The organism is Streptosporangium sp. NPDC005286, assembly GCF_040607515.1.
Taxonomy (GTDB): Bacteria; Actinomycetota; Actinomycetes; order Streptosporangiales; family Streptosporangiaceae; genus Streptosporangium.
Genome location: NZ_JBEXGU010000088.1, coordinates 1 through 20,589, shown reverse-complemented (window position 1 = coordinate 20,589; position 20,589 = coordinate 1). Strand labels below are relative to the sequence as shown.

Below are 20,589 nucleotides of genomic sequence, written 5' to 3'. Positions count from 1 at the left end.
CGTGCCCCCCACCCGGCCCCTTCGGGCGGGGGGCACCGTTGCGATCAGGTTGGCCTGGATCATGTCAACTGCCACGAGAGTGTCAGTGCGCGATCCGAACGGTCGGTATAGCCCAGCGCTCTTTCACCCGCTACCGCCACGGGCCGTTTCGTCGTTGCTCAAGCCTGGCCACGATGGCGCGGCCGAGTAGTCCCAGCCCAAGACCGAGTGCCCAACCGGCGATCGCGTCACTGGGCCAGTGATAGCCCAGCGCCACCGTCGCCGCCGCGACGCCGACGGCCAGCACGTGCGCTGCGCCGACCAGGTACCGCCCGCCGTCGCCCTGCACCAGGGTGGCGCTCACCAGCAGGCAGGCCGCACCCAGCGCGGCATGCCCGGAGGGAAACGACTGCCCGGCCGCGAACAGCAGATCGCCACCCGAGCCAGGAGGCGTGCGCCCGAGCGCCTGCTTGAACAACCAGACCAGCGCGCTGGTCACAGCGAGCCACCCGCCAACAGCCGCCACCAGCAGCAGATCGCGCCGCCGCCAGGCCGCTACCACGGCCGCGATCATCACCAGGGAACCGACCAGCCAGAACTGGCCGCCGACCACGATCATCCGCCAGGCCACGTGCGGCCAGCCGGTCGCCCGCAGCCCGTCGAGGCCCAGCATCACGTGCTGATCCCAGCGCCGCAGCGGGCCGGCGGCGAGCACATCGGCCGTGCTCACCACGACGACGACCACGGCCAGGCCGCACAGTGCCGCGCTCGGCCGCCACCTCGCCAGGCCGAGCACGCCGTCACGCGGAATCCGCCACCGGCGCCTGAAAGTCATGAGTTCGAGGTGAGGCCCTTGCTGATCGCCGACGAGAAGGAGGGGACGCGGCGGGCGTGCCAGGCGCGAGCCGAGACCGTCTTGGGGCGGGAACGTTATGCCTGTCGGTCTGGGTCGACTCGGACGCCGTAGCGCGCTCAACGCGCCATCCAGTGTATGGCCCGGCTTCGCCCCAGGCCCCTGGGCCCACCGCCCCGGACGGCTATCCAGCCTCCGCCCCGAGCTCCTGGCGCGCATCGAGGCACCCAATCCGCATGAGGCCGCGCGCAGGCCGTCCGAAGCCGAAGGGCGGGGCCCGTCAGTTGGACGGACCCCGCCCCCGTTCCGGGCGATCGGTGGCGGACGGTGGGACCGGCCCGCTACCCGGCGTAGGTCTCGAACTCGGCGACCTTCGGCGCGCCGGTCGAGCCGGTGATCTTGAAGGTGATCTTGCTCAGTGAGGTCGCGGCGAAGGTGATGGTGCCCGCTCCGCTGCCGGATTTCAGGACGGTGCCGGTGGTGCCGTTGACGAGCTGCCAGGACCCGATGCCGCCCGCGGAGCCTGACTCCTCACGGATGACGACCCTGGACACCGTCTTGGCGGAACTCCACTTGATCGAGATGTCACCGGTCGAGCCGGCCGGCGACCAGTAGGTGCTCAGGTTGCCGTCGCGCACGTTGCCGTAGCTCGTCCCGTCGGCCTTGCTGGAGCCGTCGGAACCGGCCCCGATGCTGAGGTTGGTCCCGCCGGGCGAAGGAGTGATCGTGGGCGTGGGGCTGGGAGTCGGCGTCACCGTGGGCGTGGGCGTCGGTGTCTGTGGCGAGCAGCTGCCGTTCGACACCCGCAGCCCCTTGTTGGCGCCCGCCGTCTGGCGGACGATGTCCGGCACGCAGCTCGCCCCGTCGAGGCTGTAGGAGTACGGGACGCTGACGGTGGTGTTGGACTGCGGGTTGGGTCCGGCGGGGGCGTTGTCGCTGCCGGGGGCCGACCAGGTCACGTTGTCGAAGATGTTGCCGGCGACCTGCCAGTAGCCGGCCTCGCTGGTGTAGAAGGTGCCCAGGACGTCCTTGGAGTCCTTGAAGTAGTTGTTCTCCACCTTGGCGCGGGCCCCGGCCCGGGAGTTGATGCCGGACTCGTGGAGGTTCACGTAGGAGTTGTTGTAGATGTGGGCTATGCCGCCACGCAGCAGGGGTGTGCGGGAGTCGATGTTCTCGTACAGGTTGTGGTGGAAGGTGATGAAGCCGTTCGAGCGGTCGCTCTCGCTGGACCCGATGAGCCCGCCGCGGCCGGAGTTGCGCAGGGTGCTGTAGGACAGGGTCACGTACTGGGTGTCGTCCTTCATGTCGAAGAGGCCGTCGAACCCCTCAGACTCCCCGCCCGAGGCCTCCAGGGTGACGTGGTCGACCCAGACGTTGCGGACGGTGCTCTCCATGCCGATGGCATCGCCGCCGTTGGAGGTGGGCGAGCCCGACTTCTTGACGTTGCGGACGGTGACGTTCTGGATGATGATGTTGCTGGAGTCGCGGATGTGGATGCCCAGCTGGTCGAAGACGGCACCGTTGCCGACCCCGATGATCGTGACGTTGCTGATCTGCTTGAGTTCGATCACGCCGGCGGCGGTGTTGCAGCTTGCGCCCGACACCTTGCCGGTGTTGCCGTGATTGATGGTCCCCTCAACCTCGATGATGATCGGGGTGCTGCTGCCGGCCCGGCCGCACAGGGCCGCGTGGATCGCGGTCCCCGTGGTGGCCCTCACCGTCTGCCCGCCCGCACCGCCGGTGGTCCCGCCGTTGCCGGTCGCGTAGCCGGTGGCGCCGCCGACCGCCGCCGACGCCTGGATCGCCGGCACAGCCACACCGACCGCGGCCGCGGAGGTGCCGAGTGCCCACCCGGACACGGCGACCGCGCCGGCGATGGCGACCGCGGCGGCCCTCCTGTCGAACCTGTTTTTCACAGCCGAACTCCTTGCTGGTCCGGCAGGCCTGAGTGACCTGCGCTCCGGATTCCCCCCAGCGAGTGCGCACCGCTCACATGTGTGAACACGTCCGTGTTGGCGGACAGTCACACCATAGGAAAGCGCTTTCCAACTGTCAATGAACCGTGAAACTTTCGTTTCTTGACCTGACGGCGAGGGGTTGCGCCGCGAAATCCCCGAGGGCCCGCACGCGCCTGCTCACAGGCCGAAGGCGCCGCCTTCGATGAGGATGAGCGCGCCGATGGCGATCAGGACCACGGGTAGCAGGATGTGGCCCCAGCGGCTGAGGGTCTTGGCGATGACCGGGTGGGTGGCGAAGAACCGCCCGGCCAGGCACCACACGGCGATCAGCAGGAGGAAGACCACGACGTACACGCTCATCCCGCCGATGCCCTCGGTGGCGAAGACCGGCACGTAGACGCCGATGTTGTCGCCGCCGTTGGCGAAGGTGACCGCGGCGACCGCCAGCACGCCCGGCCCGCCGGAGGCGGCCCCTCCCTCCTTCTCGCCCTCCCCGTCGCGGTGGTTCCTCCAGGCCTGCCAGGCGGCCTTGAGACCGAGGGCGAGCGGGAGCAGGCCCAGGTAGGGGATGACCGCCTCAGGCAGGAACGTCGCCCCGAATCCGGCGGCGACGGCCACGACCAAGATGGCGGCGAAACCGAGATACTGACCGGCCACGATCCGCAGGGCCGAGCCGCGGTGTCCGGCGCCCTGGGCGAAGAACAGCGCCAGGACCAAGATGTCGTCGATGTTGGTGACGGCGAACAGGCCGGCCGCCTGGCCGATGATGCCGACGTTCATGACCGCATCGCCCCTTCGCCGGCGGGACGGCGAGGGCCGGCGAAACGATCGCAGCTGCTGCCATGGCGGGCACGGCGGAACTCGGAGGGTGAATGCATGATCAACCTTGAGGTGTTTTCGAACGGTCAGGGCACGACGTGGTGCCGCCCGGCCATCTGGGCCAGGCGGCACCACGAGCGGCCTGTCAGCAGCGAAGGACCTGCAAGGCAGACAGCGAGGGCCGCAACGCGGCCAGGGCGCTGCCCCTTGGCGCCCACTCCCCGGGCGGCCTGGCCCTGTCGGGATCGGGCAGGGCGGTGCTCGCCAGGCAAAGGGCGTCTCGGCCGGCGGCCGAAGGGTGGGCACCGGGTGTGTCTCGCGGCACCATGGCCACCTCGTCAGAGGTGGCCATGGGCCGGGCGGGGTCATCGCGCGAGAGATGGGACAGGAACGCTTGCCCCGCCTGGGCGCCGACGGCCGGGGAAGCGGCCGCGCTCGCGGAGGAGGTGAACGGGTCGGGCATGACGAGGTACACCAGGAGCGCGACGGCCTGTAGCACGAGGACCGCCCGTCTCCATCGCCTCACTGAGTTCTCCCTGGGCCTGCCGTGCCCGTCTCATCGCGGCTCGTCGCGGCGACCGTACAGCATCGTAGGGACATACCGCCCCTGGCGGCACCTCGCCTGCGCCATTCCAGCCGGCGCGGCGGGGATGGATGCCCATCCCTCTTGTGACCAGCAGGGTGGCTTTGGCCGCTGTGGAGCACATCTCGGCGGGCCTGTTCGCCGTCACGGTCTATCGACCATGGGATGGGGACCTGGTCCGGTGCTGTGGGGTGGCGAGGGTGTGCGGCAGCTGGTGGTTCCCGGTCTGGCTGACTCCAGACAGGAGGCCCCCGGGCGGGGGCTTCCCGTTGTGGACCCGTGGCCTCACGCGCCCCCGCTCGTACCGGTCTCGGGGCAGACCTCCCGGTAGGGCAGGTCGGGCAGGTAACGCGCCCACTCCTGGGTGGAGAGGTTCCCGCCCGCCCGCCCGCACACCGCCGCGACGACCCGTGGGGAATCCAGGGGAAACTCCTGGAAGCCGCCGTCGCGCGCGGCGTGATACAGGCTGGTGCCGTCGGGGCCGAGCGAGATCGCCGCGACCTCGTCCGTGTGCCCGGTGATGGCGGAGCCGATCTGCCGGCCGGTGGCGGGATTCCAGAGCCTTACCGTGCCGTCCCGCCCGGCACTGGCGAGCAGGCCCTGGTCGAAGACCAGATCCGTGACGGCACCGGTGTGACCGACCAGGACGGGGCCGAGGCGCTGCCAGGTCCGGGCGTTCCAGAGTTTGATCTGGCCGTTCTCCTCACCGGTGGCGACGGTGGCGCCGTCAGGGCTCACCGCCACCACGCTGTTGGAGTCGGCCGCCCCGCTCGGCCTGTTGACCAGCTTGCCCGAGGCGACGTCCATGAGGCCGACGGCGCCCAGGCTGCCCACCGCCAAGGTGCGCCCGTCTGGAAGGAACGCCAGGCCCGCGCGGCCGAACAGGGCGGGCATGCCGCTGCGCACGACGTTCTGCTGCTCGATGAGCCGGATCGGGCGCCCGCTCGGCAGGTCCCAGAGCGCGAGGGCCCCCAACGGCTCGGCGCACTCCCCGCAGGTGAGGTAGAACGTGGCGGCGAGGGTCCTGCCGTCCGGGCTGAGCGCGAGTTCCTCGATGCCGTCGTACTGGTACGGGCCGACCACCGCGTCGGTTCGCGGCTTCTGCTCGCTGTAGGGGAAGGAGGCGAGCATGCGCCGGGTGGAGACCTGCCATACGCTCACCATCGTGCCGTAGCCGACGACGAGGGTCTTCCCGTCCTTGCTGAAGGTCGCGGCGGCCCGCGCCAGGTGATCGTTCGTGAGGTCGTCTCCCGGCACCCGGAGGGGATCGCCCAGCGGCCTGCGCAGCGCCGTGTCCCACAGCCGGACCTCTCCGCTGCCCTCCACCGCCATGACGCGCCCGTCGGGGCTGAACACCGCGTCGTGGCCGCCGGCGCCGCTGAGCAGCGGATGGGTGTAGGCGTCGATGTCGAGGGTCAGCACCGAACCCCAGTCTCCGAGCAGGCGGAGCGTGCGATCCTCAGGACCGAAGCGGGGCGTCACGCTCCCCAGGCCGGGAAGCGGGTAGCGGGCCAGCTCACGACGATCACTCACCCGCCAGAGCGTCACCCTGGCGCCCTCGGCGTCGGAGTAGGCGAGGAAGCGGCCGTCGGCGCTGAACGCGAACCGCGGAATCGACCGCGTCGGCGTGAACTTTCCGGCCGACCGCGTGCCGGAGGCGACATCCCACAGTTCCGCCCGCCACTCCGTCCGCGCCTGGTCGAACGCCGCGTTCACGATCGTCCTGCCGTCGGGGCTGATCGCCACGGGGAGAAAGCCGCCCCGGGAGAGCCACGGTGCCGGCACCCGCGTCCGGGTACGGAGGTCCCACAGCTCGGTCGCCGGCCCCGTGTCGCTGACGCCACCTGACGGGATACCCGATATGACGGCCCTGTCGTCGACGGACAGGGCAGTCACGTCGAGGTAGGTCAGCGTCGTCGGCGGCAGGATCCGCCGCCGGCTGTCCACGTCCCACAGCTGGCCCTGCGGCAGCTCGCCGCCCTTGCTGACCACGAGCAGGCGTCCACTGGGGCCGAACTCCAGTTTCTCCGCGTACTCAAGGAAGGACGTGTCGCCGAACTCGGCGCCGATCTGCTTTCCCGAGGCGAGGTCCCAGAGCCGCAACCCGTCACCGGCGGCCGTGGCGAGCCTGGTGCCGTCCGGGCTCAGGGATGCGGCGAAGGCCGGCTTGCCGGCCGTGGTGAAGGTGTGGAGTCGCTCGCGCGTGCCGACCTCCCAGACTTGAACCTCGTTCTCGTTCACGTCGGCACGCATCCGGCCGTCGGGGCTCAGGGCGTGGACCGTCGTGGCGGTGCCGTCCGGATCGGCGAACAGGTCCTGCTGTGGCTGGGCCAGCGAACTGTAGAGGCTCGACCGGGCCTCGGCGACGGGAGCGGTCTGCCACGCGGCCACGCTCAGCAGCATCGCCGCCCGCGGGTCGGTGGCCCGCAGCGCGTCCGCTCTGCCCGCTATCGCCTGGGCCTGCGCCCGGTCCAGTTGCTCGGCCACCGTGCGGCGCTGCTGTTCCGCGAGGCCACCCGCGGCGACCGCGAGGGCCAGCGACACGGCCAGGCTGAGGGTGACCAACCGGCGTCGTCTGCCCCGCCGGCGGACCAGCACGGTGCTGGCGGTGAGGAAGCTGCTCTCCGAGCCGGTGAGGTTCAGGTGGTGGCGGCCGGTGGCCGCCCACTGGAGCGCGGTCTCCAGCGCGCTTCCCTGGTAGAGGTCCCCGTCCTTGATCCCGCCTGTCTTCCAACGCCGGGCCGCGGCGTTGAGCCGCCAGTGAACCGGCAGGCCGCCGCGTTCGGCGTCGGCCCATTCGTGCAGGCGGGGCCAGGCCCGCAACAGCGCGAGGTGGTTGATGGTCACGATGTCGGTGTCCGGGTCGGTGACGATGAGACCGGCGGAGCCGTAGGCCGCGAGCACCTGCGCCACGAGGGCGGCCTCCTCCTCGGACCTGCCGTCGGCGAACTCGGCACGCGGAGCCCGTCTGAGCGTGTCCTGGCTGTCCTCGTCGACGCCGACCATCCGCAGGAAGATCTCCGGCATCAGCCGCTGCGCGGCGGGCGGCAGGCTGAGGTAGATGGTCTCGGCGTGCGTGCCGAGGGCGGGATCGGCGGCGTTCAGCTGCGCGGGCGGGCGTACCCGCTCGGCTGCCCGTACGCCGTCCCGGAGAAGAGCGCCGGTGTCGCCGGGGTTCCCGATCAGGCCCATCAGCAACTCCTGTGCCGACGGGCGCAGCTCCGGATCCTTCTCCAGCGCCCGTCCGACCAGGATGCGGAGCGAGCCGTCCAGGACGCTCAGGTCGGGGTGAAAGGTCAGGACACGGTGCAGGATCGCGGCGGTGGTCTCACCGGTGAAGGCGTGGTGGCCGGTCGCCGCGAAAAGGATCACCGCTCCCCAGGCGAACACGTCGGCGGACGCCTGCGCGTGCTGCCCTGACAGCACCTCGGGCGCCATGTACGGCGGCGTGCCGGCGGCGAGGCCATCGGTGGTCAGTGACGCCTCCTCCGTTCGCGCGATACCGAAGTCGATCACTCGTGGACCGTCCGGGCCGAGCAGCACGTTCTCCGGCTTCAGATCCCGGTGGATCACCCCTGCCTGGTGGATGGAGGCGAGGGCGGTGGCGATGGCGGTGGCCAGGCGGTGGAGCCCGTCACTGTGGTAGGGCCCGGCGGTCGTGACCGCCTGCTTCAGCGTCGGGCCATGGACGAACTCGCTGACGATGTAGGGCGGGGACGCCTCGGGGTGGGCCTCGATGACCCTCGCGGTGCAGAAGGAGGAGACCTTCTGGGTGGCGGCGACCTCCTTGGCGAAGCGTCCCCGCAGTTGCGGATCCGCCCTACCGTCGGCAAGCAGAACCTTGATCGCGACTCTGCCGCCCGTCTCGTCGTAGGCGTCGTAGACGACTCCCTGCCCGCCCTCACCCAGACGCCCAGCGAGCCAGTAGCCACCGATCCGCTGAGGGTCTCCGACACGCAGTGACACGCTCACTCCCGACGATCCAGATTCCCATACCCCTTTATGTCGCTATGAAGGCAGCAAAAGTTGCGGCATCCGGCAAGAAACTCAGCCGTGTCTCCCGGCGCGACGTGCGCATGATCATCCGCTGACCCGGCAGGGGGTCGTCAGGGCGGGTACGGGCCGTTCACCTCGACGGGAGCGCGCGAGACCGGCGGGGTCGGATCGCGAGGTCAGACGGCGGCGTGCAGCCAGCGGACCGGTGCGCCCTCCCCCGCGTAGCGGAACGACTCAAGCTCGGCATCCCACTGCTTGCCCAGCAGGCGATCGATCTCCTCCTCCAGCACCACGCGGCCCTGGCGTGCCATCAGCATGGCGGAGCGCAGCCGGTCCTCCGGGATCAGGATGTCGCCCGTGGCCCCGACAACGGCCGTGAAGGCACCGAGAGACGGGGTATAGGCGTGCCGGGACCCGTCGACACCCGGTGAGGCGTCCTCGGTGATCTCGAAGCGGATCCGCTGCCAGCCCATCAGGGATGAGGTGATGGCCGCCGCGGTCCCCACCCGGGCCTCCCACTCGGCCTGTGCGCGCACGTGACCGGGCGCGGCGGGCTGTGGCGTCCAGGTCAGGTCTACGGGTACGCCAAGAACGCCTGCGACCGCCCATTCAATATGAGGGCACAGCGCAGGCTGAGCTGAGTGGACGTAAAGCACGCCACGAGCAGACACCGGACCTCCCGTTTCGGTACGAGGTGCGCCTTCCCCAACGGCCTCGTCCCAGGATGATCACAAGTGACTGAAGGAGAGACTACCGTCGGTTGTGACGTCGCACCAGAGGGGGGTCATACCAAGATGTTGCGACGCGGACGCTTGGCCAGGGCATCCTCGGGAGCGAAGAGAACCCCCGCAAGCTGGTGAGCACCCCCGGAGGACCAGATGGATACCGATATAGAACGGGTGGAACCCATCCCTGGATCGCCCGCTCTGATCAGAAAAGGTCAGTTGCTGACCGACGCCTCAGGCATGGCCGCCACCGCCCGCTGGGCCGACGCCGTCACCGAGGCCCATGGGATCTACCGGGTGCGGCTCTCATCGGGCGTGGACGTCTGCGACCTGGTGGCGTCGTTACGGGAGCGGGGGCTTCCCGCCTCCCCCAACCATGTGCTGACGGGCCAGCCGCTCTATTTCGGAGGTCCGGCCTCCCGCCCCTTTCCCACCCTCGCCCTCCCGATGCCCGAGCCCGCCGCGGACGGGCCCGCCACGACCGCCGTGACGGTGGCACTGGCCGACACGGGCCTGGCGTCGCACCCGTGGTGGCGGATGAGCCCGTGGTTTCTGGAACGGGGACAGGAGTCCGCGGAGGTGCCCGACTCGGACGGCGACGGCGAACTGGACCCCCAGGCGGGGCACGGCACGTTCATCACCGGGCTGGTCCTGCGGTCGGCCCCGGCGGCGAGGCCGCGGCCGATCCGGATGCTGAACAGCCACGGCATCGGGGACGAGGCCGGACTGCTGCGCGTCCTGGGCCGGCTCAGGGCCGAACCACCCCGGGTGCTCAACCTGTCCTTCGGCGGGCACACCTTCGACGACGGCCCCTCCCCGCTGGTGGAGGCCGCCCTGGCGGAACTGGCCGGCACGGTCACGGTGGCCTGCGCGGGCAACACCGCCTCGGACCGCCCCTTCTGGCCCGCCGCCTCGCCCGGGGTGATCGCCGTCGGAGCACTGGACGCGGCGGAGCAGGCCAGGGCCCCGTTCTCGGCATACGGCCCGTGGGTCGACGCGTGTGCCCGTGGCGAGTGGCTGTCCAGCACCTTCCTCGAACACGGCGCGTTCCGCGGCTACGCGCGCTGGAGCGGGACCTCCTTCGCCGCCGCCCTGGTGAGCGGGGCGATCGCCGCGGCGTCGGCGGACCGGCCCTCGCGGGAGGCCGCGAAACACGTCCTCGATCCGGTGGGGGCCAGGCGGATCCCCGATTTGGGAGTCGTCGTGCCCACACCCGGCTAAAGTCTCACCCAAAGTATTCACTCGAATACTCGGAGTACCCTATGTGGCCCGGAGGTGCCGGTGAGCGACCAGCCCACGATCGAGGCCGTCCTGGCCGGCGACCAGGCGGCCTGGGACTCGCTGGTCACCCGCTTCACGGGCGCGCTGTGGTCGGCGGTGCGCGCCTACGACCTGAGCCCGGCGGACGCCGCCGACGCGGTGCAGGGCACGTGGCTACGGCTGCTCGAGAGCCTGCACACCATCCGTGACCCGGACCGGATCGGTCCCTGGCTGTTCACCACGGCCAAGCGCGAGGCGTCCCTGCTCCGCCGGCGACACCGGGGCGAGCGGCTGGTCGCCGACCCGGTGGACGCGGAACGCGCGTGCGTGGACACCGAGCCGGCCGACGCCGGGCACGTCCATGCCGATCCGGCGCTGGCCGTGCTGACCGCCGACGAGAGCCGTCGTCTGTGGCAGGCCGTCGACCAGATGCCCGAGCCGTGCCGCTCGCTGTTCCGGCTGATGGCCACGGCCCCCGACGCGGGCATCCACCAGCTGGCCGGGCGTCTGGGCATGCCCAGCGGCAGTTACGGCCCCACCCGGGGGCGCTGCCTGAACCGACTACGCACCATGCTCACCACTCGGGAGGCGACACCGTGACGCGACATCCGACGACGATCGACGACGAGTCCCTGATAGCCGCGCTGCGCCTGGCCTCCGGGAGCGACCCGGTGCCGGCCCAGGTGACGACCGCCGCCCGCGCGGTCTTCGGTCTGCGGCTGCCCGGTGCCGGCACGGCCCGCCCCGTGGTCACCCCAGCACCGCAGGGCGTCCGGTCCACCGAGGAGCCCCGGCTGCTGAGGTTCGTCGCCGCCGAGCTCACGGTGGAGCTGGAGGTCACCTCCCTGGACGGGCTGGTCGACCTGGCAGGCCAGATCTCCCCCTGTCCCGAGGCGGGCACGCTGGTCGAGATCCGCACGCTACACCTCACCGAGTCGCGCCCTCTGTCCCCGACGGGCCAGTTCGCCGTCACCGGCCTGCCGCCGGGCTGGTTCAGCGTGGTGTGTCACCGGCCGGAGAGCTTCCCGGTGGTCACCAGCTGGACCCGGATCCGCCCGTAGTTGACCTTCGACGAGGCGCTCGCCGCCGCCGAGCGCGCGGTCGACCTCTCGGGCAGCGACCCGGCCCGAGCCCTCGCTCTCGCCCGTACCGTGCTCGCCTCGCTCCCCGCGTCCTGCCGGGGAACGACCGGCCAGACGGGTGATCCGGACGGTGGCGGCGCGGTGTCGGAGCGGGCCTCGGGCTGCCGGCACTGCGAGGCGGAGGCGGTGGCGCACCGGGCGCTGGCGGTGGCGGCACGTGAGCTCGGCGACCTGCCGTTCGCCGAGGAGCGGTTGCACCGGGCGGTGGAGATCTCACTGCGGGCCGGGCTGCCGCACCGGGCCGCCCAGGCACGCCTGTCGCTGGTCCACATCCGCACCGAGCTGGGCCACCCGGAGCAGGCACTGGCCATCGCCACGGACGCCGAACCCGGTCTCGCCCCGGCCGAGCTGGGCAAGCTCGGCGTGCATCGCGCGATGGCCCTGGCGAGGCTCGGCCGCTACCGCGAGGCCGTCGAGCACTGCGACCGGGCCATGACCGTCCTCGGCGACGACGTCAGGTTCGTGGCCGGGGCGATGCTGAACCGCGGGCTCGCCCGGGTGTTCCTCGGGGAGTTCGAGGCGGCGGAGGCCGACCTGGGCCGGTGCGCGGAGCTGGCGAGGGACGCGGGCCTGGAACATGTGCTCGCGCTCGCCGAGGGCAACCTGCCGTTCCTGGCCGCGCGGCGCGGCGACCTGCCCGCCGCCTTCGCCGCCTACCGGCGCGCCCAGGACGTCCTGCTCGACTACCCGGAGCGGCTGGCGACGGTCCGCTGCGACCTGGCCGAGGCACTGGTCACCGCCCACCTGCCCGGCGAGGCTCGGGCGCTGCTGGACATGGCGGTTCCCGAGCTGGCGGCGGCGGGCGCCGGGGTGACCCTGGCCGAGGCCCGCCTCCTGCTCGCCAGGGTCGAGCTGCGCACCGGAGATCCGCGCCGTGCCCGGGAGAGCGCGGAGCTGGCCGCCCGCGAGCTGGCCGCGCAGGGGCGGACGGTCCTGACGCCGCTCGCCGAAGAGATCCTGCTGCGGGCCCGGCTCGCGCTGGACCCGTCCTCCGCCGAGTTACCGGCGACGGTGCCGGAGATGCTCTCGTGCGCCGAGGCGCTCGATGCCGCCGGGCACCGGGATGCCTCGGCGGCGCTCAGGCTCAGCGCCGCCGAGATCGCGCTCCGGCTGGGTGACCGGCCGTCCGCCGAAGGCCAGCTGGCCCTCCTCGCCCGCTCGGGTCGCGGAGTGGTCGCCCGCCAGGCGACGGCACTGCGGCGGTTCCTGGCCGGCGACCGGCGGGGGGCGTTCGCGGCGGTGCTGGCGGGCCTCGCGGAGGTGGGGGCCGGAACGAAGGCGTTCGAGGACCCGGTGATGCGCGCGCACGCCGCCAGGGAGGGTGAGCCGCTGGCCGAGTTCGGGCTGGCCCTCGCCATGCGGACCGGGCGAGGCCGCACGGTCCTGGCGTGGGCCGAGCGGTGGCGGGCGGTCACCGGGGGCGCGGGCCGGCCGCTCGCGCCCGGCCTGGCCGCGCTGCGAGCGGCGCTCGGGGAGTCGGTCCTGGTGGAGTTCGTCCGCCACGAGGCGGAACTGGCCGCCGTCGTGGTCACCGGGGAGCGTGTGACGCTGCGCCGCCTCGGCCCGTTCGCGACCGTCGCCGAGGCCACCGTCCGCCTCCGGTACGGGCTGCGCAGGACACACCTGCTCGATGGAAGGGCTCCGGAGTCCGGCGCGGAGGCCGCGGAGCTGGAACGGCTGCTCTTCCGCCCGCTGCGTGACCGGCTGGGCGACCGGCCGCTGGTGATCGTGCCGACGGGAACGCTGCACATCCTGCCCTGGCCGCTACTGCCGATGAACGCGGACCGGCCGGTGAGCGTGGCTGCCAGCGCCGCCGCCTGGCTGGCCGGCAGGCAGGTGCCGGTCGTGCGGGACGGGCGTGTCGTGACGGTGGCGGGGCCGGGGCTGCGGTGCTCGGAGGCCGAGGCCCGCATGGTCGGCGAGTGCCATCCGGGGACCGAGCGGGTGGCGGCTCGGCGGGCGGAGGTGATGACGGCGCTGGAGCGGGCGGACGTGGCGCATCTGGCCGCGCACGGAATGTTCTCCCCGCGCAGCCCGCTGCTGTCGAGCATCGATCTCGACGACGGCCCGCTGATGGCGTACGACCTGCTCCGGCTGCGCACCCCGCCGAGCCTGGTGGTGTTGTCGGCGTGTGACGCGGGGATGGCGCACGCCCCGGCCGACGGGGCGCCGCTGGGGCTGGCGGGCACGTTCCTGTCGCTGGGGACGCGGTGCGTGGTGGCCAGCCTGGTGCCGGTGCGCGACGAGGAGACGCTGGCTCTGATGACCGCCTTCCACGGGTCGCTGGCCGCCGGCGCCCCGCCCGCACGGGCACTGGCCACCGCGAGCGGGAAGACCGGGGTGGCGGGCTTCGTCTGCTTCGGGTGCGGGGATCAGCCGGTGGCGTCAGGCCTCGGGGAACCGGTCACTCGACCGGCCCACGATCCGGCGTAGCGCGGGTCTATCTGGTGCTCACCTCCAGGAGGGGAACGTGCTGCTCGGCGGGTGTCAGCGAACCGTGACAGCCGACGAAGGCCGCCTCCTGCGGCTCGGCGACCGAGGCGACGATGGCGCAGTCGGTGTACGGAACGGCGAGGACGTCGCCGATCCTGGGCAGCCATTCGGGGCGGACCCTGGGGCCGAACCAGCCGGATTCGACAGCCTCCTGGCGGGATGCCACCCATGCCTTTCCGGCGAGGATGTCGCGCCAGGTGTCGAGGACCGCCTCCGCGGCGCCGGGGACGGTGTAGACGTGACGGGCCCTGGCCTCCCCGCCGAGCAGTGCGACGCCCTCGCGCAGCACGCCGAGCGTGTCGACATCGACGCGCTCGGTGACGTTGACCATGCCGTGGTCGGCGGTGACGTACATCGCCGAGCCGGGCGGGAGCGTCTCGGCCAGTCGCTCGGCCATCCGGTCGACCCGGGCGAGCTGGTCGAGCCAGGCCGGGGAGCCCCAGCCGGTCCGGTGGCCGATGGAGTCGAGGTCTCCGTAGTAGACCGAGACGTGGGCGCGGGGCTCGGTCAGCGCGTGGCGGACCCCGGCGATCCGGTCGTCGACCTCGTCGGCACCGACGAAGCGCACACCCCGGTAGACGGCCCTGTTGAAACCGGTGGTCTCGAACTTGGCCGGGCCGATGTAGCTGACCGGGATGTCGGCCGCCGCCGCACGCTCGTACACGGTCGGAGCGGGCTGCCAGTCGCCGGGTTCGACGAGGGGGCCCTGGGCGGTCCAGCGCAGGCAGTTGAGCATGTAGCCGGTGCCGGGCACGGCGAGCTGGTAGCCGAGCATGCCGTGCTCGCCCGGCGGCAGGCCGGTGCCGAGCGTGGCCAGGCTGGTCACGGTCGTGGCGGGGAAGCCCGCGGTGAGCACCCTGTCGAGCATGGCGGACATGAACGGCGCGGTCTCCGGGTGGGCGCGGAGCAGTTCGGCGCCCATGCCGTCGACGAGGAACAGCAGAACCCGCTCGGCCGGGGCGAGGCCCAGGGGGTTGTCGCCGTCCATCCCGACCGCGGCCAGCAGTGAGGAGGAGAGGTCCGCGAGAGTGGCCGTGCCGTACGCGGGGATCTGGGCCCTCACGAGGCGGCCGTGCGGGCCGTCGCCTCCGACAGCGCCTTGGCGAAGGCCAGCACGTGGGAGACGGCCTCCGGCCCGTCGGCCGCCTCGCTCACCCGCAGGGAGAGGTCGTCGGCCGTGATCGCACCGGTGTACCCGTGGTCGGCCTCGCAGTTCTCGTCACCGCAGGTGGCCGGCTCCAGGTCGACGTGGGAGATGGCACCCCAGCCGATCGTGAGCGTGACCTCCGTGGGCGGCACGCCCGGCACGTAGGAGGCGGGGTCGGGGACGACCCTGGTGACCGCGACCGACTGGATCCGGCTGAGACGCACGGCCTCGGTGGTCGTGGAGGCGTGTGACGCCGACACCCCCTCCACGGGCGGGTGCTCGTCGGTGTGGCAGACGAGTAGCCGGGTGGGTGAGAGCACCAGCACCGTGACGTGCCTGCGCACCTCCATGGCCGGGTCGAAGGTGGCCTCGTGGTGCACGACGTAGGCGCCCACCTGCTCCTTGCCGAGCGCGGACTCGACCGCGTCGGCGACCAGATCGGGATAGTAGCCACTGCGGTCGATGGCGTCGCGCAGGCCGGCGGACGAGAGTCGGGTTTCCCTCATAGGTCCATCCTGCCCTGTCCGGGGCAACGCTTTCACCGGGAGCGCGCGACCTTTGGCAGGTGGTGCAAATCGTGATCCGCCCCACCACGGCCCTTCCCGGCCGCGTGGGCGCCGCCGGACGTCCTCACCGGCCCTCGACTTTTCCCTTCGATCGGTTTGGCGTGATCCTTTCGGGGCTACCGGGAGCAGTGGCGGTGGCACGCCTGCCGTCCCGAGCCGCAGCGACGGGCGGTTCACCGCATTCGGCGAATGTTTTGCAAATCCGAGCATGTTTTCACCGCATCGGAATTGGAGGCGGTGGATTCCCAGTGGAATCGGGGGATGAGGAAATATGACCGATGAACGTCCAGATCCTGCGGGACGCTGGCCGATGCGACGAATCGGTCTCGTGCTGACCGTCGCGGCGGCCGTCGCGGGCGCGCCGCCCGCCCTGGGAGCGAGGTTCCCCGGCGACCTGATCCTCACCACGGTCCACGACGGCCCGTTCGAGGCGGGTGGCACCGGCACGTTCTCCATAGACGTCACCGCCGACCCCGCCTCCGGCGGGATCGGGTACCCGACCGAGGTCACCTACTACTTCCCCGCGGGCCTGACCCCGGTACGGGCCTCCGGCTCGGGCTGGAGATGCCGGATCACGGCCGGCAGCGTCGGCTGCGAAACGCGTGACCTGGCCTCCCCCGGCTTCCAGCTTCCCCGGATCACGGTCGGCGTGACCGTGGCGAGGGACGCCACCGGCACGCTGACCGCCTCCGGCAGGGCGGTCGAGGCCGTGGCCGTCCCCACCGGGACCCGCCCTGCGACCGCCACCGTCGCCAGCACGGTCCAGATCGTCCCCGCGACGCCCGCGACCTGACCGAGGCCGGGGTGCGCCGTGCTCTCCCGCCGTGGGCCCTGCGGGAGAGCACGCTAGCCGAGGCGCCGAGGGCCGCCGTCGGGACGCGGTCCCCGGTGGCTGCGGAGCACGGCCCGGGCGCCCAGCACGGTCACCCCTGACTCCCCCACCAGCACCGGGTCGAGGGTGAGCCGCGCCACCTCGGGGAGGTCGTCCGCCAGCCGTCCGAGCCGGATCAGCAGGTCCTCCAGCGCCTCGACCGCGACCGGCGGGTAGCCGTACTCGCCGAGGAGCAGGGGGGCGGCGCGCGGCGACCTCACCAGTGCCGCCGCGTCCTCGCGGGTCAGCGGCGCCAGCCGGTACGCCTCGTCGCGCAGCAGCCGTGCGGTGATCTCGCCGAGCCCGAAGGAGACGACCGCGCCGAAGGCGGGGTCCTCCATCACACCGGCCACGGTCGGCACCGCGGGCTGCGGAGCCATCCGCTGCACCGTGAGCACGGCCTCGGGTTCGAGTTGGCGCGTCAGGTCGGCGTAGGCGTCACGCACCCCGTCGGGTCCCGACAGTCCCAGGCGCACGGTCCCGGCGCGCTTGGCCGCCTCGGCTCCGGCGGCCTTCAGCACCACCGGCCAGCCGAGCCTGGTCGCGGCGTCGACCGCCTCCTGGGGCGAGGTCACCGTCTCCGACGGCCAGACCTCCACCCCGTAGCAGGCGAGCAGCTGCGAGGCGTCGATCTCGGCCGGGGCGTCGCCGAGAGCGGCGAGCACGAGGCTCCGTGCCGCACCGGTGTCGACGCTTTCGATCTCCTCGGGCACCCCCGCGGGCTGCTCCAGCCAGCGCGCGTGCCGCACCACATGGGCGAGCGCGCGGACCGCCTCCTCCGGCGCCGTGTACGAGGGGATGGAGCCCCGCTCGGGGGTGGCGCCGACCCGCAGTTCCCCGAGCATGCCGATCTTGCCCTCGAAGATGGCCAGCACCGGTTTGCCGCAGTCCCTGGAGGCTCGCAGCAGCTCGGCGCCGACCTCTTCGGCGTTGCCCGGGATGGGCGGCATGTAGATCGCGACCACCGCGTCCACGTCCGGGAGCACCGAGGCCAGGGCCGCGCCGAACTCGGCGGCGCCCGCCCGGGCGCCAAGGTTGACCGGCGGTCTGGGCGCCAGGCCGACCCGCACACAGGCGTCGGCCGCCAGCAGCGCCATCGCGTCGGAGTTGCCGACCAGGCCGACCCTGGGCCCGGCGGGCAACGGCTGGTAGGCCAGTAGCTGCGCCACGTCGAACTGCTGGATCAGGTCGTCCACCCTGATCACTCCCGCCTGCTCGAACAGCGCGCTGAGCGCGGTGTCCGGCAGGCCGAGCACGGGCGCGGCGTGACCGGTGGGCACGCCCTGGGTGGTGCCGCCGCTCTTGACGACCACGATCGGCTTGCGGCGCGAGATACGCCGCGCGAGGCGGGCGAACTTGCGGGGGTTTCCCAGCGACTCCAGATAGAGCAGGATCACGTCGGTCTGCGGATCCTCCTCCCAGTACTGGAGCAGGTCGTTGCCCGACACGTCGGCGCGGTTACCCGCGGAGACGAACGAGGAGATGCCCATGCCCCGCTGGGCCACCCGCTGCAGCAGCGCGGTGCCCAGGGCTCCGGACTGGCTGAAGAAGCCGACCCTGCCGCGCTCGGGGAGAGTGGCGGCGAGCGTGGCGTTCAGGCGTACCGATGGGTCGGTGTTGGCGACGCCGAGGCAGTTGGGGCCGACGACCCGCAGGCCGTACGCGCGGGCGATGCGCACCATCTCGTCCTGCCTGGCCCGCCCCTCGGGGCCGGTCTCGCCGAATCCGGAGGAGACCACGATCAGCCCGCGCACCCCCTTCTCCGCACACTCCTTGACCACGTCGATCACCCCGTCGGCGGGTACGGCGAGAACGGCGAGGTCCACCTCCCCGTCGATGTCCGTCACACTCGGGTAGGCCCGCACCCCCGCCACGGCCCGCGCCTCGCGGTGCACGGGGTAGACCGGACCGGTGAAGTCGGCGCCGAGCAGGTTGCGCAGCACGGTCTGACCGACGCCGCCCGGCTCGCGGCCCGCTCCGACGACCGCCACCGAGCCCGGCGAGAGCAGGCGCTCGATCGAGCGGGACTCGGCGCGGTGCTCGCGGGAGGCGGTCACCTCCTGAGCGGTCTCGGTCGGGGTGAGATCGAGGGTCATCCGGACCACGCCGTCGGCGAAACTGCTCTGCGCGGTGTAGCCGACCTGCTTGAGGACCGCCATCATCTTCTGGTTGGCGGGCAGCACATCGGCGACGAAGCGGGCGATCCCCCGCTCCCTGGCGGTGGCGGCCAGGTGTTCGAGGAGCACCGAGGCGACCCCCCGGCCCTGGTGGGCGTCCTCGACCAGGAAGGCGACCTCCGCCTCGCCGGGTTCGATCCGGTCATAGCGGATGACCCCCACCATCTCAGTGCCGATCGTGGCGATCAACGCCACGCGGTCCACGTAGTCGACGTTGGTGAACCAGGTGATCTCCCGATCCGACAGCCGCGGCCGGGGGCCGAAGAAGCGGAAGTAGATCGACTCGGCGGACAGCCGGCTGTAGAAGGAACGCAACCGGTCGGCGTCGGCGGGCCGAATCGGGCGCACGTGGGCGGTTCCGCCGTCCGACAGGACGACGTCCGCCTCCCAGTGAGCAGGGTACTGAGCAACCTCCACAGCCCCGAGAGTAGACGCGAATCTCACAAGACGGACCAGCGGCACGAATTCACGCAACGCTTGTGCATCGACTATGGTCCGGTGTCTGGTCAAGACCCCATACCCTGGCCGGAAGCTGTTAAGTTTTTCGCGGCTAGAGGTACGGCTTGAAGCACGGCCAGAGGCACGTCGGCATCGAAGGCAGCAAGGTGGTGACATCATGACGCGGGTGGTCGTGGTGGGCGATCTCATGACCGACGCGGTCGCGAGAGCTCGCTACCCGTTGGCGAGGGCCAGCGACACACCGGCGGTCGTCACCATGCACGGCGGTGGTTCAGGGGCCAACATCGCCTCCTGGCTCGCCGTCGAGGGCACGGAGGTCGCCTTCATCGGGCGGCGCGGCGCCGACATCACCGGCCGTAACCGCGACATGGAGCTGATGGGCTACGGCGTCGACGCCCGCCTCGTCATGGATCCCGAGCGACCGACCGGCACCTGCGTGGTGCTCGTCACCCACAAGGGCGAGCGCACCATGCTGTCCGACCCCGGCGCGAACGCGGCCCTGTCCCCCGAGGATCTGCCCCGCGACCTGTTCTCCCAGGGCGGGCACCTGCACCTGTCCGGCTACACGCTGATCAACGAGGGTTCCCGCGACGCCGGTATGGCGGCGCTGGAGATGGCTCGTCGCTCCGGGATGTCCGTCTCGGTCGACTGCTCCTCCTCCGCTCCCCTGGAGCGCACCGGCGCCGAGCCCTTCCTGGAGTGGACGCAGAGCGCCAAGCTGCTGTTCGCCAACACCGACCAGGCGAAGGTCCTCACCGGCCGCGACGATCCCGCCGCCGCCGCCAAGGTCCTCACCGCCTGGTTCCCGCAGGTGGTCGTCAAGCTCCGCGACGAGGGCGCGCTCTGGTACGGCAACAACCGCCCCGACCCGATCAAGGTCCCCGCCGGGACCGTGGAACGCGTGGTCGACGGCACCGGCGCCGGTGACGCCTTCACCGCGGGCTTCCTGCCGGCCTGGCTCGGTGGCAAGCCCCCGGCCGAGGCCCTGGCCTCCGGCTGCCACCTGGCCTCCCGGGCCATCTCGCACCTGGGCGCCCGCCCCCGCCTCTAGCGGCGGTCCGCCTGGCCGGGCAGACCCGATTCGGCGATCTTCTCCCCCATGGCTCCGGCCGCCAAGTAGCTCTGCGACAGACCACGGTCGCGATTCGTGATCGTCACGAGTCGGTCGTACCGGCCGATGGCGGGGCTCCGTAGTTCGACGGTGTTGCCGATCTCGGGGGCCGGTTGGACGAGGGAGCACGCTGGTACGCCGGGAGTGGGAACCGGAAGAGCCGATCGCGGCGTGGACGCCGCTGGAAGATGACTGAGAGCCGGGGTCGGACAGGGCCGGCACGACCCGGCTCGGCTCCAGCCTGTCCGGCTCCAGCGGTCGGCAGGCTCTGACCGGCTCTTTCCTGGCACCGGTCGCAGGAGAGACACAGTGCGGGGACGGAGAGTGTCCCGCTTTTGGCTGAGCCGAGATCCTCCGCACGAGTGACGAGGCGGAGCCGGGTTTCCAGCGACTATGGGACGACGTTGCGAACCATTCTTCGCCGGGGGGCAGTGTGCGGGACAGTGAAGC

General features: G+C 71.9%; 15 protein-coding genes. 6 read left to right on the top strand and 9 right to left on the bottom strand.

The window, feature by feature from the left end:
- Positions 1-130: 130 nt before the first annotated feature.
- The 6 genes from ABZU75_RS27630 to ABZU75_RS27605 all read right to left on the bottom strand — a co-directional run bounded on the left by ABZU75_RS27630 (position 131) and on the right by ABZU75_RS27605 (position 8,859).
- Positions 131-814, bottom strand: coding sequence for a phosphatase PAP2 family protein (locus ABZU75_RS27630; RefSeq protein ID WP_355560043.1), 684 nt, complete (start codon positions 812-814; stop codon positions 131-133).
- A gap of 359 nt (positions 815-1,173) precedes the next feature.
- Complete coding sequence (locus ABZU75_RS27625; protein ID WP_355560072.1) at positions 1,174-2,649, bottom strand: pectate lyase; 1,476 nt, start codon at positions 2,647-2,649, stop codon at positions 1,174-1,176.
- Positions 2,650-2,967: 318 nt separating this feature from the next.
- A complete protein-coding gene (locus tag ABZU75_RS27620) occupies positions 2,968-3,570 on the bottom strand; it encodes a cadmium resistance transporter (protein ID WP_355560040.1) in 603 nt (200 codons plus the stop codon).
- 184 nt (positions 3,571-3,754) lie between these two features.
- Entirely contained in the window at positions 3,755-4,135 is a 381-nt protein-coding gene (locus ABZU75_RS27615; protein ID WP_355560037.1) for a hypothetical protein, read from the bottom strand.
- 342 nt (positions 4,136-4,477) lie between these two features.
- Positions 4,478-8,158 (bottom strand): WD40 repeat domain-containing serine/threonine-protein kinase, encoded by a 3,681-nt coding sequence (locus ABZU75_RS27610; protein ID WP_355560034.1) that lies wholly within the window; start codon positions 8,156-8,158, stop codon positions 4,478-4,480.
- Positions 8,159-8,364: 206 nt separating this feature from the next.
- Positions 8,365-8,859: a DUF3145 domain-containing protein gene (locus ABZU75_RS27605; protein ID WP_030920167.1), complete on the bottom strand. Its 495-nt coding sequence runs from the start codon at positions 8,857-8,859 to the stop codon at positions 8,365-8,367.
- A 207-nt stretch (positions 8,860-9,066) separates the two neighbouring features.
- Here ABZU75_RS27605 and ABZU75_RS27600 point away from each other — a divergent pair, with 207 nt between their 5' ends.
- From ABZU75_RS27600 to ABZU75_RS27585, 4 genes are read left to right on the top strand one after another with little or no spacing between them, the layout of a single operon-like run.
- On the top strand, positions 9,067-10,134 hold the full coding sequence (locus tag ABZU75_RS27600) for a S8/S53 family peptidase (RefSeq protein ID WP_355560030.1): 1,068 nt from the start codon (positions 9,067-9,069) through the stop codon (positions 10,132-10,134).
- A gap of 60 nt (positions 10,135-10,194) precedes the next feature.
- On the top strand, positions 10,195-10,773 hold the full coding sequence (locus ABZU75_RS27595; protein ID WP_355560027.1) for a sigma-70 family RNA polymerase sigma factor: 579 nt from the start codon (positions 10,195-10,197) through the stop codon (positions 10,771-10,773).
- Positions 10,770-11,234 (top strand): hypothetical protein, encoded by a 465-nt coding sequence (locus tag ABZU75_RS27590; protein ID WP_355560024.1) that lies wholly within the window; start codon positions 10,770-10,772, stop codon positions 11,232-11,234. The genes ABZU75_RS27595 and ABZU75_RS27590 overlap by 4 nt, the downstream gene beginning before the upstream one ends.
- Complete coding sequence (locus ABZU75_RS27585) at positions 11,235-13,748, top strand: CHAT domain-containing tetratricopeptide repeat protein (RefSeq protein ID WP_355560022.1); 2,514 nt, start codon at positions 11,235-11,237, stop codon at positions 13,746-13,748.
- A gap of 7 nt (positions 13,749-13,755) precedes the next feature.
- Here ABZU75_RS27585 and ABZU75_RS27580 read toward each other — a convergent pair whose 3' ends face one another.
- Together ABZU75_RS27580 and ABZU75_RS27575 are read right to left on the bottom strand one after the other, a co-directional pair.
- A complete protein-coding gene (locus tag ABZU75_RS27580) occupies positions 13,756-14,871 on the bottom strand; it encodes a nucleotide pyrophosphatase/phosphodiesterase family protein (protein WP_355560019.1) in 1,116 nt (371 codons plus the stop codon).
- A complete protein-coding gene (locus tag ABZU75_RS27575) occupies positions 14,868-15,461 on the bottom strand; it encodes a DUF5998 family protein (RefSeq protein WP_030920184.1) in 594 nt (197 codons plus the stop codon). The genes ABZU75_RS27580 and ABZU75_RS27575 overlap by 4 nt, the downstream gene beginning before the upstream one ends.
- Before the next feature lie 370 nt (positions 15,462-15,831).
- Here ABZU75_RS27575 and ABZU75_RS27570 point away from each other — a divergent pair, with 370 nt between their 5' ends.
- Positions 15,832-16,314, top strand: coding sequence for a hypothetical protein (locus ABZU75_RS27570; protein WP_355560016.1), 483 nt, complete (start codon positions 15,832-15,834; stop codon positions 16,312-16,314).
- Positions 16,315-16,367: 53 nt separating this feature from the next.
- Here ABZU75_RS27570 and ABZU75_RS27565 read toward each other — a convergent pair whose 3' ends face one another.
- Positions 16,368-18,986 carry a bifunctional GNAT family N-acetyltransferase/acetate--CoA ligase family protein gene (locus tag ABZU75_RS27565; RefSeq protein WP_355560013.1) on the bottom strand — a complete coding sequence of 873 codons (2,619 nt, stop codon included), beginning with the start codon at positions 18,984-18,986 and terminating at the stop codon, positions 16,368-16,370.
- A gap of 199 nt (positions 18,987-19,185) precedes the next feature.
- Between ABZU75_RS27565 and ABZU75_RS27560 the strand changes: the two genes are divergently transcribed.
- Complete coding sequence (locus tag ABZU75_RS27560) at positions 19,186-20,079, top strand: sugar kinase (RefSeq protein WP_350925798.1); 894 nt, start codon at positions 19,186-19,188, stop codon at positions 20,077-20,079.
- Positions 20,080-20,589 lie beyond the last annotated feature (510 nt).

Bases quoted from the DNA above. Each gene is read 5' to 3' on its own strand.
- ABZU75_RS27630 (WP_355560043.1), bottom strand. From the start codon at position 814: ATGACTTTCAGGCGCCGGTGGCGGATTCCGCGTGACGGCGTGCTCGGC.
- ABZU75_RS27620 (WP_355560040.1), bottom strand. From the start codon at position 3,570: ATGAACGTCGGCATCATCGGCCAGGCGGCCGGCCTGTTCGCCGTCACC.
- ABZU75_RS27600 (WP_355560030.1), top strand. From the start codon at position 9,067: ATGGATACCGATATAGAACGGGTGGAACCCATCCCTGGATCGCCCGCT.
- ABZU75_RS27575 (WP_030920184.1), bottom strand. From the start codon at position 15,461: ATGAGGGAAACCCGACTCTCGTCCGCCGGCCTGCGCGACGCCATCGAC.
- ABZU75_RS27570 (WP_355560016.1), top strand. From the start codon at position 15,832: ATGCGACGAATCGGTCTCGTGCTGACCGTCGCGGCGGCCGTCGCGGGC.
- ABZU75_RS27560 (WP_350925798.1), top strand. From the start codon at position 19,186: ATGACGCGGGTGGTCGTGGTGGGCGATCTCATGACCGACGCGGTCGCG.